Origin of the sequence: Candidatus Thiothrix sulfatifontis, from assembly GCA_022828425.1 — a bacterium.
GTDB classification, from domain to species: Bacteria; Pseudomonadota; Gammaproteobacteria; order Thiotrichales; family Thiotrichaceae; genus Thiothrix; species Thiothrix sulfatifontis.
This window is the reverse complement of the sequence record CP094685.1, coordinates 1,865,666-1,878,438: the sequence shown is the minus strand read 5'-3', so window position 1 is coordinate 1,878,438 and position 12,773 is coordinate 1,865,666. Positions and strand designations below refer to the sequence as shown.

General features: G+C 49.5%; 11 protein-coding genes. 9 read left to right on the top strand and 2 right to left on the bottom strand.

Annotated features, from left to right (window positions below; all coding sequences use genetic code 11):
- Window positions 1-20: 20 nt before the first annotated feature.
- Window positions 21-4,367, bottom strand: coding sequence for a caspase family protein (locus tag L3K52_09685; protein UOG90480.1), 4,347 nt, complete (start codon window positions 4,365-4,367; stop codon window positions 21-23).
- Window positions 4,368-4,407: 40 nt separating this feature from the next.
- Between L3K52_09685 and L3K52_09680 the strand changes: the two genes are divergently transcribed.
- The 7 genes from L3K52_09680 to L3K52_09650 all read left to right on the top strand — a co-directional run bounded on the left by L3K52_09680 (window position 4,408) and on the right by L3K52_09650 (window position 7,866).
- On the top strand, window positions 4,408-4,788 hold the full coding sequence (locus L3K52_09680; GenBank protein ID UOG90479.1) for a hypothetical protein: 381 nt from the start codon (window positions 4,408-4,410) through the stop codon (window positions 4,786-4,788).
- 69 nt (window positions 4,789-4,857) lie between these two features.
- Window positions 4,858-5,754 carry a transglutaminase family protein gene (locus L3K52_09675; GenBank protein ID UOG93989.1) on the top strand — a complete coding sequence of 299 codons (897 nt, stop codon included), beginning with the start codon at window positions 4,858-4,860 and terminating at the stop codon, window positions 5,752-5,754.
- Between the two features lie 137 nt (window positions 5,755-5,891).
- Entirely contained in the window at window positions 5,892-6,329 is a 438-nt protein-coding gene (locus tag L3K52_09670; GenBank protein UOG90478.1) for a hypothetical protein, read from the top strand.
- A 12-nt stretch (window positions 6,330-6,341) separates the two neighbouring features.
- A complete protein-coding gene (locus tag L3K52_09665) occupies window positions 6,342-6,785 on the top strand; it encodes a putative toxin-antitoxin system toxin component, PIN family (GenBank protein ID UOG90477.1) in 444 nt (147 codons plus the stop codon).
- 74 nt (window positions 6,786-6,859) lie between these two features.
- The gene (locus tag L3K52_09660) at window positions 6,860-7,114 is read left to right on the top strand and encodes a UPF0175 family protein (protein UOG90476.1); all 255 of its coding nucleotides are present in this window, start codon (window positions 6,860-6,862) and stop codon (window positions 7,112-7,114) included.
- Window positions 7,101-7,622, top strand: coding sequence for a DUF3368 domain-containing protein (locus L3K52_09655; GenBank protein UOG90475.1), 522 nt, complete (start codon window positions 7,101-7,103; stop codon window positions 7,620-7,622). Before L3K52_09660 ends, L3K52_09655 begins: the two co-directional genes overlap by 14 nt.
- Window positions 7,612-7,866: a hypothetical protein gene (locus L3K52_09650; protein ID UOG90474.1), complete on the top strand. Its 255-nt coding sequence runs from the start codon at window positions 7,612-7,614 to the stop codon at window positions 7,864-7,866. The genes L3K52_09655 and L3K52_09650 overlap by 11 nt, the downstream gene beginning before the upstream one ends.
- A 9-nt stretch (window positions 7,867-7,875) precedes the next feature.
- Here the strand turns inward: L3K52_09650 and L3K52_09645 are convergent, their stop codons facing one another.
- Window positions 7,876-8,415, bottom strand: a complete 540-nt coding sequence (locus tag L3K52_09645) for a hypothetical protein (protein ID UOG90473.1) — start codon at window positions 8,413-8,415, stop codon at window positions 7,876-7,878.
- A gap of 127 nt (window positions 8,416-8,542) precedes the next feature.
- On the opposite strand from L3K52_09645, the gene L3K52_09640 reads away from it, so the two are divergent.
- Both L3K52_09640 and L3K52_09635 read left to right on the top strand, forming a co-directional pair.
- Window positions 8,543-9,646, top strand: coding sequence for an efflux RND transporter periplasmic adaptor subunit (locus L3K52_09640; GenBank protein UOG90472.1), 1,104 nt, complete (start codon window positions 8,543-8,545; stop codon window positions 9,644-9,646).
- A complete protein-coding gene (locus L3K52_09635; protein UOG90471.1) occupies window positions 9,643-12,732 on the top strand; it encodes an efflux RND transporter permease subunit in 3,090 nt (1,029 codons plus the stop codon). Before L3K52_09640 ends, L3K52_09635 begins: the two co-directional genes overlap by 4 nt.
- Window positions 12,733-12,773: the final 41 nt, after the last annotated feature.

Below are 12,773 nucleotides of genomic sequence, written 5' to 3'. Positions count from 1 at the left end.
AGTTCATACTATATGATGCTTTAAAAAGTATTATTATAAGGTTTTATCCACCCCGCTTCACTAGGAGCAGGTAAATCAGGACAAGTTTTTTGATAGGGTAGTGTATCGCTTATGACAAGTTTCCATTCAATGAGGTCAAAGTTTCGATTGACAATGGAGCAAGCTTTTTTTACCCATAGAGAAGGTTCCATTTCCCATATACTGATACCTTCTGGGCCACTAGCAGCTAACAACTTATCATCTGAACTGAATGCTATGTCTTGGGGAGGATTATTTTTAAGTTGTCCGAAATATCCATACTTATACCGATGTTCTCCAATCGGAGTGCTGGTCTCTACATCCCATAATATTACTTCTCCTATGTTATCTTTTTTATTATCACTAGTGCTAGCCACTAGCTTACCATTATGGCTAAAAGTGACAGAGGTGATTGTATCATTGTGTCCTCGCCATGGGAAACCAATTGGTTTCTTTGTTTCCATAGACCATAATGTTAAGGCATTATCATGACCACCACTAATTACCAGCTTTCCATCTGGGCTAAAGCTTACACTAGAAATATAAGCTGTATTTCCATCCCTCCAGAATTCTGAAATTTGTTTTCCTGTGTTAACATCCCATAACAATAACTTTCCATCCCAACCGCCACTTACCACTTGTTTTCCATCTGGGCTGAAAGCAACTCCTTCTACAGTTCCTTGATGGGCCAACCAAGGTTTACCGATAGGCATTCCTGACGAAACATCCCATAGCATTAATGACCTATCAGAACTCCCGCTTATAACTTTTTTACCATCAGGACTAAATCTAACTTGATAAACATAGTCATCATCATCATGTCCCACCCATGGTTTTCCGTTTCCGATTAACTCCCCAGTGGTTACATCCCATAGTCGTAAAACCCCTTTCTCCCCTGCACTAACAACTTGTTTTCCATCGGGGCTGAATGCGACACTACGTATAGTTTCATTGACCCACAGATCACTTGTGCACTTTGCTGTAGCGATATCCCATAACTCTAAGCCATGTGAAAACCCTGACAATATGTATTTATTATCAGGACTGAAGGCGAGTGTTGAAGACAAAGTGTCAAAATGTTTGCCTATTGCCAAACCTGCATTCCGACTCCATTTACGCAAAGTCCCATCCCGCCCCCCGCTGAATACATACTTGTCGTCGGAGGAAAATACTACACTCGATACCCCGCTATTAAATCCTTCACCTTCATGACCTAACCAAGGCTTCCCAATTGCTTGACCAGAATTGTCCCATAAAATTAGGGTATTATCTTGTCCACCACTAACAACCCATTCTCCATTGTGACTAACTGCAACGCTTGTCACACCGCTTGTATGTCCTTGCCATGGAGACTTAATAGTTTTACCCGCAGTTGCATCCCATAATATCAAGCTCTTATCATCACTACCGCTTACTACCCAGAGACTAGAATCTGCTAAAAATGCAACGCTAGTAACTGCACCAGAATGACCATGCCATGGTTCTCCGATAATTTCACCTGTTGCAACATCCCATAATCTTAAGGTTTGATCGTCACTACCACTAATTATTTTTTTTCCATCTGAGCTGAAGGCAATAGTATTAGTTTTGGCACTATGACCAGTAAAAGATTTATTTAGCAATTTGTTAGTCGCTATATCCCATAGCATGATATTACCTGATTCGTCTCCTGCTGCTATTAATTTTCCATCTGGACTAAACCTAATACACATAATCTCATTACCTTGTTGAAACTTACTATGCAACTTACCTGTTTTGCTATTCCATAATTCCAAAATTCCACCATATCCACTTGATGCCATGAGATTTCCATCAGGACTAATTGCTTTCTTTCCATTTCCTACTATAAAGCCGTGCCAAAAACTCGTTGACTTCTTTCCTGATACTTCATCCCATAGCTGTACTGATCCATGCTCTCCAGAAGAAAATATTAATTTTTCCTTATCATTTATCTCAATATTATTAATTGGCTCATTCCAGTATAAAGTCTTTATTAAGTGAGTGGAATACAAAATATCTAATAAGTTTTTTTTGGCAGTAAGACTTTGGGGATCTAAATTGAATGCCTCTACTGCCATTAATATACCTCTATTGATATGCTTTTTATCGGTATTTCCGATGCCAGAGTTAAACATGGACTGACTGGATATTTTACCAACAAGAGCATTATTTGCCTGTCGACTTGCTTCTCTCTGTTGTTTTTCCGCCTCTTGCCACTGCCAAGTGGTAGCAGCTATACCTGCTAATAAAACAATTATAAATAAAGCGATTGAAATAACGAACTTATTACGTTGCCGTTTTTGGTGTTTGATGCCTGATTTAATAAAATCCCTATCGTTATTTCCAATCAATAATGACTCAGGATAGCGTGCAAGAAGTTCTTGAGCCTCTGCTAGTCGCCCATCTTGTAGTAGGCTACCACCAGTTCTCTTCCAGTCAATAACATCCTCTTTGATCCGTTCACGCCAGCTAATAATTTCACGGTTAGTTTGAAGCCAAGTGCCTAATTGAATCCAGTCACGAATTAATACTTCATGCGCTACTGTCACTGTGGGCATGTTTTCTGGTGTACTACCTTTGGTCAATAAGCGGTAGTCTTCTGAAGCCAATCGTTCTATCAATGCATGGATTGTGTCTTTGTATTCTAGTTGATCATTAGTCAACTCTTTCATCGTCAAAGTACGGCGAGTATATGCACCGTCATCTTCTCGATGTTGAGTTAGACTGACCATTAGCCATTCCAACAAAAGTTTTTGCTTTTCGGTCAGGCTCTCGTAAAACTCGTTTGCTTTTTGGTTGAGGATACCACGCAGCCCACCACCATGTTCTTCCCCTAACTGTTGGTATAAATCCCACGTCAGGGTGCTGTTACCTTTGCGCTTTACCTCAGTCCAGAGTTCCTTTAATGTGTATTGTAGAAGCGGCAGGCTACCTTTTTCACCTAGCGATTTTGCTGACAACTCATTAACCAAACCTCCATCAATCGTCATGCCAATCAGCTTCAGTGGTTCGGTGATAGCTTCATATAACTCATCGGAATCCAATGTGGGAAGCAGTTCAATAAGCCGTAAATATTCCCGCATGTCAGGGTGAACATCGTTGGCATATTGCAGGAAGTCTTCCAGAAAGTCCCAACGTAAAGTCAGCATAAGATAAAAATGGCTATTGGCTTGCACCGCCATGCTGAGAAGATGTTTGAATACAATCTTTTCTATTCCATCAGTGCATTGGGTAAATACTTGCTCAAACTGATCAATAACTAGCAGAAATTTTTTACCTTCTGGTATTTGTTGCAACACGGCTTGCTGCACAGTCGCTGCATCGTGCTGACCACCTACGGCTATGCCTAAAATATCCTGAAGGTTTTGCAAAGGACAACCGCTTGCAGGTTGTATAATTCTTACTTCCCAGTCGGTTTCCAGCAGATTAGGTATAATACCCGCCAAAACCAGCGAGGATTTACCACTGCCCGAAGCTCCAATAATTGGGACTAGGCGTTTACCACCTTCTTGTTCCAATCTGTCGAGATACTGTTGAATGATGCGTTTACGTCCGAAGAAATACTTTGCATCATTCTGTGTAAATGCTTCCAGACCTTTGAATGGACATTCATCGGGGGAGATCCTATCGCTTTCTGGCAAGGGATGATCACAGAAAGTCAGCGGAAAATAATGCTCACCGTGTACAAATAGCACATGTTGCAAAGGAGGCAAATCGCGGCGATGTTGTTTCAGGTAACGTACCAGTTCAAACGTGGTGACTTCTGGTCTGGACGTTTCACATGGTTTCAATGCTTGGCAGAGCAGTTGTGTCAGAAAGCTGTTACCACCATAAGGAGCAAGTGCCGAACCAAATTTAGAGGCTGCCGCCACAACACAATAATTCTTGCCTTTGAGTTCTTTGAAATCCAGTACACCACCACTGTGACAAGCATCCAACCAGATACAAACATTTTGAATATGACTGTTTTCAACCCGATCCAGCAGGTTAAGCAAGGTAATAGCTTGTGCGTTATCAGTAGTGGCAAGGAAAGCCTGCCGAGTTTTGTTATCATACGTTCCGTGACCAGAAAAATAGAAAACAGCAAGGTCTACTGCTTCAGCCTCCTCTTGGGTAAAAAGGTTATCTAAAGCTTTCTCCAAGTCATCCGTATTGACAACACCTTCCATCCAGCGGCCATGCTTGTCTTGTCCTTCATGGAGCAGAATGGGAGGCAGGTCGAAATTACCGTATTGGCGTAACATCTCATAGACAACCTGTGCATCTCGTACAGGTGCGGAAAGATTAGATAACTCAGTTTCAGGAGCATACTGGCTGACACCAACAATCAATGCTTTGCGACTTGGCATAGGATTTTCTTTACCATAGCAGGGTATGACTTATGATAGTATGAAAACTCTACAGCATCAAATGGATAATATTATGGCAATAGTGAAATTGGTTGAACTAGAAAATGGTCAATGGGTATATATGCAGGTTGATGAAAGCATTACGCTTCCCACTCCGCCAGCACAACATGGTGGTTATGAGCGCAAAGGTGGTGGCTCACCTCCCAAAATCATTACCAAACTTAGTGACATGATCCGAGCTATGACTGAAACCACTGCTAATGCCGTACAAAACTCAACACTGGGATCTGTTGACAAAGTTACGCTGGAGTTTAGCGTTACCTTAGGCGGTGAGTTGGCAATTCCGTTAGTGACAAGCGGTAAGGCTGAAGGCTCAGTTAACGTAACCGTAGAGTTTACCCCGAAAAAAGAAGCGGTGTAGATCAATTCTGCCGGTTGTTGATTGACGTAACGAGAGAATACGCATCGGGCGGAGTTCTGCATCGACAAGCTGTATTCACCGGATTCTTTCAGCGGTCGCCAAGGTTTGCTGGAATTCCGTGGGTTTGAAATGCCGCCTCATGCGCGGATGTCGTTGGTACAGATGTTGCTGATCCGTACCCTGATGGTGCGTTTCTGGAATACGCCGTATGCGCATCGCTTGGTGCGTTGGGGTACGGCGTTGCACGACCGTTTCATGTTGCCGCATTACGTGTGGGAAGACATGAAGGATGTGTGCGCGGACTTGCAGGCGGCGGGGTATCCGTTCCAGTTGGAGTGGTTGGCTCCGTTCCACGAGTTCCGTTTCCCGGTGTATGGGCGGGTGCAATATTGCGGCATTGAGCTGGAATTGCGGGCGGCGTTAGAGCCGTGGAATGTGTTGGGTGAGGAATTGAGTAGCCAAGGCACGGCGCGGTTTGTGGATTCGTCGTTGGAACGGGTGCAGGTGAAAATCAATGGTTTGACCGATTCGCGTTACGTGGTGGCGTGTAATGGGCGGCGTGTGCCGATGAAGGCGACCGGCGTGAAGGGTGAGTATGTGGCGGGGGTGCGCTTCCGTGCTTGGCAGCCGCCTTCCGCGTTGCATCCGACGATTGGGATTCATGCGCCGTTGGTGTTTGACATTATTGATACCTGGAATGGGCGTTCGGTGGGTGGTTGCACTTACCATGTGTCGCATCCGGGCGGGCGCAATTCCGAGATCTTCCCGGTGAATGCGTATGAGGCGGAAAGTCGGCGCTTCTCGCGCTTCCGTGAGGAACATACGCCGGGTGTGATTGAGCCGAAGTTCTTGTCGGAGGCGACGCGGGCGTTCTATGAGCATGGGGCGAAGCCGCAGCCGATGAGTCCACCGCCGGAAGAGGTGAATGCGGATTATCCGTATACGTTGGATTTACGGCGGGGGTAGAAGAATCCCCCCCATCCCCGACCCTTCCCCCGCAAGGGGTGAAGGGAGTAGGAGTTAGCTAACTGTCAGGATGCTCTTCTTGCTTTTTCCTGCCTTTACCCTACAATGAAGTTACATCTAATTTTTAGGGTATTCGCATGACTACTGTAAATCCCAGTCCGTTGGCTGAATTGTCAGCCGCAGAGAAGGCGGCGGCTTTTTCGGTGTTTCGTGATCGAGGGGTTAATCCCGCTCAGCTTTTTGCTGATTTACTGCGTTTTGTGGCTATTACCAAAAAAGTCCCGTTTGCGATTGGAAAGGGCGAATCGGTCACGGATGCGCTTGCCATTCTGGATGAGCTTGAAGAGTGGGCAGAGCGTGAAAAAATCATTCAAAAAATCGAAGCCGAAACAGGGCGCAAGGTAAACAGGACAGCATCGGTTGAGCAGTGGCTGGATGATGCTGTGCAACACGCGGTACACCCTGACCTTGAGGCGATGACCGATGACGAATTGCTTGCGATGGCAAATATTGAAGTCAAACAACACCGCGCTGAAAAACGGGCGTTGGAAGCTATACAAGCCAGTCGTCATTAACCAAAGCCACACATGACCCGCACAACAAAAAAACTCATTTTTGATACCAGTTCCCTGATTGGGGCGGTCATCAATGCCAAATCCTTGCCTGCTTTGGTCTTTGCCCAAGCCAAACAAGCGCATACATTGTTCATTTCGTTGGAAACTATCGCCGAACTTCAAACAGTTGTTGCCAGAAAGAAATTTGACCACTATTTCATCGGGAAAGAGGCGAGCCGGAGAGAAGATTTCTTTGCTGAATACCGTGCAATCGCTCAGCTTGTTGAACCCACGCATACCGCGACGGAGTGCCGGGATGAAAACGACAATATGTTTTTATCTTTAGCGTTATCGGTTGAAGCGGATATGATCGTCTCCAGTGATAATGATTTGCTGGTGCTGAATCCCTATAAAAATATTCGGGTACTGACTGTCAGGCAGTATGCGGAGGAAAATGGCTTGCTCTCTGGTTCATGATACACGGGCGGGCTTGATGCCTGCCTTGCTTACGCCTATAGTCAGAGTACCTAAATTACTAGAGAACGCGCTCTATGACTGCGATCACTATTCAAATACCGGATTCCGTCTTGCCTGTGCTGCACCTTGACCCCGCAGGCTTTGTGCAAGAGATGCGCCTTGCCGCTGCCATCAAATGGTATGAGTTACGGCGAGTGTCGCAGGAAAAGGCGGCAGAAATCGCCGGAATCAGCCGCGCTGATTTCATCACTGCATTGTCGTTGGCGAAGGTTTCTCCTTTCCAGCTAACAGCGGATGAGATACGCGAGGAATTGCATGACCTCTATTAAGCGGGTGGTGATTAATGCCTCACCATTGATTACCTTGTGCCGTAGCCAATTGCATGATCTGTTGCCGCAATTGTTTGAAGCGGTGTATGTGCCTGATGCGGTATGGCAGGAAGTTGTTAATGGCGGTAAGGATGATGCCGCTGCCTGTATTGTCCCTACTTTGGATTGGTTGCAACGCTTGCCACCTGTCGAGGTTGCGCTGGACATCCAACGCTGGAATTTGGGGGCGGGTGAATCGGCTGTTATGCATCATGCGCGTGAGTTGACGGCGGATCGTGCCATTCTGGATGATGCCGCTGCGCGTCGTTGTGCGCGTAGTATCAATGTTTCCATGACGGGAACGTGTGGCGTGATTGTGTTGGCGAAGCGGCGCGGATTATTGCTTAAAGCAGAGCCAGCATTTCGGCAATTACAGGCGGCGGGGTTGTGGTTGTCGGAGGAGCTGATTGTGGCGTTGTTACAAGAGGCAGGGGAGTCTTCTTCTTCACAGGGCGTTGATGGGACGTGATAATGATGCCATGCTCAATCTCGAACGTTTCACCGCTATCTACAACAGCCATCAGGGTGAGTCACAGCATAACCGTTTGGTCGCATTGGATGGATTACCTGATTTCCATGCACGGCTAGATAACCTGAAGGCTCAATACCCCGCCACCGCCTGTCATCAATCCAGCCTGAATGAACCTTTAGCACAAACCACGCCCGTAGCCACCAGTAAGTTTGCGGATGGGGATGTCAGTGAGCCTTGGTAAAAACACTAATCACCAGCAAATCGGATTAAATGACACATCATTGAGCAGGCTAAGGTCATCCCCATTCTGCCCGATCACAAACAGCCCCTTGCGGATGGCATAAGCCGCGACGTGGGACGGAATCACCATCCCCGCCACCGCTGCATACACGCACGAATCCGCATAACGTGGCAACAGTCGTTTCAATTTGCCCAAGCGTTCCAGATGCTCGTTCACATCATCAATGCTGAGGTTGCTTTTGCATTCTACCGCCACCATGTCGGTGTCGTTGACCACCAGCAAGTCCAGTTCCAGTGACTCGCCATCCCGTTTGGCGATGATGTTCTGGTGGACTTCATGCACATCAATCCCATGTTCGCGGAACAGCCGCACCGCAGCAGGACGCAATTCATACTTGATAAAGTCAGCTAAACATCCGCCCAGCTTACTAATCCGCACGGAGACTTCCTTGATTTTGATGTCGGTAGCTTGGGACATTTCCTTGATTTGTTGGTCGGTATCTTTAAACTTTTGATCAGTTTCTTTCTGGGGTGTCGCAAGGATCGTCATGATCAATTTCCCGATGATGCTATGTTCTCTATGTTAGCACAAAACACGCATCCGATTAATTCCATCTCGACAACTGACTGTCGGTCATTTAAGATTCACTTCAATCAATTGACCGGCAGTCATTAATATGAAGAACACGTTACGCACACCCCGTTTAATTTCTGCGTTGTTGCTGGTAAGCAGCGTGATGCTGTTACCCTTGCCATCGGTAGCCGCCGAAGATGCCAAGCCTGCGCCCGCTGCCAATCCCGCTCTCGCCGTCAGCGTCACCAGCCCCATGGCGCAAGACTGGGGCACGACCATTATGGCTAACGGCGCGATCAGCCCTTGGCAAGAAGCGATTATTGCATCCGAAATCAGTGGCTTGCGCATCACTGACGTGCTGGCTGATGTCGGCGATGAAGTCAAAAAAGGTCAAGAATTGGTGAAATTATCGCAAGCCGCCGTGCAAGCCGATGTCGCCCAAAAACAAGCCAGTCTCGCCGAAGCGCGTGCCAATGCCGACCGTGCCCGTCGCTTAAAAAGCAGCGGTGCCATCCCCGCGCAACAAATTGACCAATACTTAACGGGTGAAGCGGTTGCGCAAGCCGCGCTCGATGCCCAACAAATCCGCCTCGCGCAAACCCGCATCCTTGCGCCGGATGATGGCATTATCACCACCCGCACCGCCACCCTCGGCGCAGTCGTGCAAACCGGCACCGAATTATTCCGCATGGTGCGCCAACACAAACTCGAGTGGCGGGCAGAAGTCTCCGGGCGCGATGCCAGCACCATTCAAAGCGGGCAAGCCGCTCGCCTCACCCTTCCCAACGGCGAAAGCGTTACCGGCACGGTGCGCCTAGTCGCGCCCACACTCGACCCCAATACGCGCAACGCGATGGTGTACATCAGCTTACCGAACGGTAGCCCTGCCAAAACCGGGATGTTTGCCGAAGGTGAAATTCTCACCGGCGCAACCAAAGCCATGACCCTGCCCCAAACAGCGGTGATCTTGCGCGATGGCAATCACTACGTGTTTGAAGTCAGCGACGACAATCGGGTGCAACAACGCCTTGTGAAAATCGGCAAAACAGCGCAAGGCCAAACCGAAATTCGCGACGGCATCAACGCCAGCGCCCGCGTGGTGATGACCGGCGGCGGCTTTTTGAACGATGGCGATACGGTGCAAATCGTTGCCGCGCCCCCCTCCCCTGTGGCAGAGTCCGCCAGTTCGATGAGGGATAAGCCATGAACGTTTCCGCTTGGTCAATCCACAACCCCGTCCCGGCGGTGTTATTGTTCATGTTGCTAAGCTTCTTGGGAATCAAGGGGTTTCAAGCGCTCGGCATTCAAAATTTCCCCGATATTGATTTCCCCACCATTATTGTAAATGCCTCACTGGAAGGCGCTGACCCTGAACAGCTCGAAAGCGAAGTTGCCCGCAAGATCGAAAACCAGCTTGCCACGATTACCGGCGTTGAGCATTTACGTACCACCTTGACCGACAGTTCTGCCAGCATCGTCGTCGAATTCGACATTGACAAAGATACCGAGGTCGCGCTCAACGAAGTGCGCAACGCTATCGACACCATTCGCGCCAACTTGCCACCGCAAATGAATGACCCGGTGGTCTCGAAAGTGACGACTGCGGGCAGTCCACTGGTGACATTCACCGTTGCCGCGCCCAACATGGACGAAGAAGCGCTGTCTTGGTTTGTCGACAACGAGATTACGCGCGAATTAATGGCGGTCAAAGGTGTCGGTCAAGTATCACGAGTCGGCGGTGTTAATCGCGAAGTGCGTATCGACCTGAACCCGGCACTCATGGCAGGTTTGGGGGTGACGGCTGCTGACGTTTCCAGCCGTTTAGGGCAAATGCAGCAAGATGCACCCGGTGGACGTGGTGATGTGGGCGGCGGTATTCAATCGGTACGTACCTTAGGGCGTGTCGGTACGGCAACCGAACTCGGTGCCATCGAAATTCCGCTCTCAAACGGGCGGCATGTGCGCTTGGATCAACTTGCCACCATTCGCGATACCATTGCGGAACGTTCCACACACGCTTTGCTGGATGGCAAAGCGGTGGTCGGTTTCCAAGTCACACGGGTACGCGGCGCCAGTGAAATTGACGTGGTAGAAGGCGTGCGAACAGCGGTGACTAAACTGTCTAGTGCGTATCCGCAAGTGCAAATGGCGGAAGCCTACGACACCATTGAACGCATTCAAGCCAATTACACCGGCTCAATGCATTTACTGTACGAAGGTGCTGCCTTAGCCATTTTGGTGGTATTCCTGTTTTTGCGGGACATACGCGCCACATTGGTATCCGCAGCAGCGTTGCCGTTGGCGATTATTCCCACGTTTGCGGCGATGCATTACTTTGGGTTCTCGCTGAATATTCTCACCTTGCTGGCGCTTGCGTTGGTAGTCGGAGTCTTGGTCGATGACGCGATTGTGGAAGTGGAAAACATTGAACGCCATTTGCGCATGGGCAAAACGCCCAAACAAGCCGCCATCGAAGCCGCCGATGAAATCGGGCTGGCGGTGATTGCGACCACGTTTACGCTGATTGCGGTGTTTTTACCGACGGCGTTTATGGGCGGTGTGCCGGGTAAGTTTTTTGAATCGTTTGGGATTACCGCTGCGGTATCGGTGTTCTTCTCGCTGGCGGTGGCGCGTTTGCTCACACCAATGATGGCGGCATATTTCCTGAAACCGCACAATCCCAAAGCTCATGAAAAAACCGCACAGCCGGAGCGTGACGGCTGGTTTATGCGCCATTACATGACGGCGGCAGGCTGGTGTTTGAAACACCGCTTTATCACGTTAGTGGCGGCGATTGCGATCTTTGCGGGGTCAATGCAAATTATACCCTTGTTACCCAAAGGCTTCGTACCACCGGCGGATACCGCACTGACCTCGGTAACGCTGGAAATGCAACCGGGCAGCACGCTGGAAGAATCCTACGCCATTGCTGAACGCGCCCGGCGTTTGTTGCAACCCTTAGCCGATGTGAAACAAGTCTTCACACTGGTCGGTGCAGCCAGTGGCGTAAGCAGCGGCCCGATTGCCGAAGGTGGCGGTGCGGATGTGCGCAAAGCCACGCTGACCGTCAGTCTCACTACCCGCGAGGAACGTTCACGCACCCAAATCGCGGTCGAAGCCGACATTCGTCAAGCGTTGAAAGAGCTACCGGGGGTGCGTTACACCGTGGGTTCGGGCGGTTCGGGCGACAAAACGCAGGTGGTGTTAGCCAGTGATGATGGCGAGCTGTTGCTGACCGCAGCGCAGCGTGCGGAACGCGATTTGCGCACCCTGCAAGGCATCGGCAATGTGGTGTCCGGTGCCAGTTTGCAACGCCCTGAAATTCACATTACCCCCAATTACACGCGGGCAGCAGAATTAGGCGTGAGCACCGAGGCTTTGGGGCAAGTGGTGCGCGTGGCAACCAGCGGGGATTTTTCCACCCGCTTACCCAAGCTCAATTTACCCCAGCGCCAAATCCCGATTCGGGTGCAATTTGATGAAAGTGTGCGCAATGATCTCGATACGATTCGCCAATTGCGGATTCCGGGGCGCAATGGTGCGGTGCCATTAGCGGCGGTGGCGGATGTGCAATTGGGCAGCGGCCCGGCGCGTTTGGATCGTTTCGATCGGATGCGCAATGTCAGTATTGATGTGGAATTGAACGGCTTACCCGTCGGGCAAGTGACCACCATGGTGGATAAGTTGCCGAGTTTGGCAACCCTGCCCCCCGGTGTGATTCGGCAAAGTTCGGGGGATGCGGAACGCATGGCGGAACTCTTCGGCGGGTTCGGTGGTGCGATGTTGATCGGGGTATTGTTGATTTACATTGTGTTGGTGCTGCTGTTCCACGACTTTTTACAACCGATTACGATTCTGGCGGCATTGCCCTTGTCAATCGGCGGGGCGCTGTTGGCATTGTTGCTGACGGGCAGTAGCTTCTCGATGCCTGCGGTCATTGGCTTGCTGATGCTGATGGGCATTGTGACCAAAAACTCGATTTTGCTAGTGGATTATGCGGTGATGGCGCGGGAACGTGACCAGAAAAACCGCGTGGATGCGCTGTTGGATGCCTGCCACAAACGCGCCCGTCCGATTGTGATGACCACGATTGCGATGAGTGCAGGGATGATGCCAACCGCGTTGGGGTTAGCGGCTGACCCCAGCTTCCGCCAACCGATGGCGATTGTGGTCATCGGCGGCTTGCTGGCGTCAACGGTGCTGAGTTTGCTGGTGATTCCGGTGGTGTTTACGTTTATTGACGACATTTTGGTCGGATTCAGCAAGCTCAGCGGTAAGTTCAAACACGCCTGAGCATAACTGCGGGAGCAAACAGCCATTTGCTCCCGCGCCAA

Excerpts from the sequence above, each read along its gene's own strand:
- L3K52_09685 (UOG90480.1), bottom strand. The coding sequence starts at position 4,367 with ATGCCAAGTCGCAAAGCATTGATTGTTGGTGTCAGCCAGTATGCTCCT.
- L3K52_09680 (UOG90479.1), top strand. The coding sequence starts at position 4,408 with ATGAAAACTCTACAGCATCAAATGGATAATATTATGGCAATAGTGAAA.
- L3K52_09670 (UOG90478.1), top strand. The coding sequence starts at position 5,892 with ATGACTACTGTAAATCCCAGTCCGTTGGCTGAATTGTCAGCCGCAGAG.
- L3K52_09665 (UOG90477.1), top strand. The coding sequence starts at position 6,342 with ATGACCCGCACAACAAAAAAACTCATTTTTGATACCAGTTCCCTGATT.
- L3K52_09660 (UOG90476.1), top strand. The coding sequence starts at position 6,860 with ATGACTGCGATCACTATTCAAATACCGGATTCCGTCTTGCCTGTGCTG.
- L3K52_09655 (UOG90475.1), top strand. The coding sequence starts at position 7,101 with ATGACCTCTATTAAGCGGGTGGTGATTAATGCCTCACCATTGATTACC.
- L3K52_09650 (UOG90474.1), top strand. The coding sequence starts at position 7,612 with ATGGGACGTGATAATGATGCCATGCTCAATCTCGAACGTTTCACCGCT.
- L3K52_09645 (UOG90473.1), bottom strand. The coding sequence starts at position 8,415 with ATGACGATCCTTGCGACACCCCAGAAAGAAACTGATCAAAAGTTTAAA.
- L3K52_09640 (UOG90472.1), top strand. The coding sequence starts at position 8,543 with ATGAAGAACACGTTACGCACACCCCGTTTAATTTCTGCGTTGTTGCTG.
- L3K52_09635 (UOG90471.1), top strand. The coding sequence starts at position 9,643 with ATGAACGTTTCCGCTTGGTCAATCCACAACCCCGTCCCGGCGGTGTTA.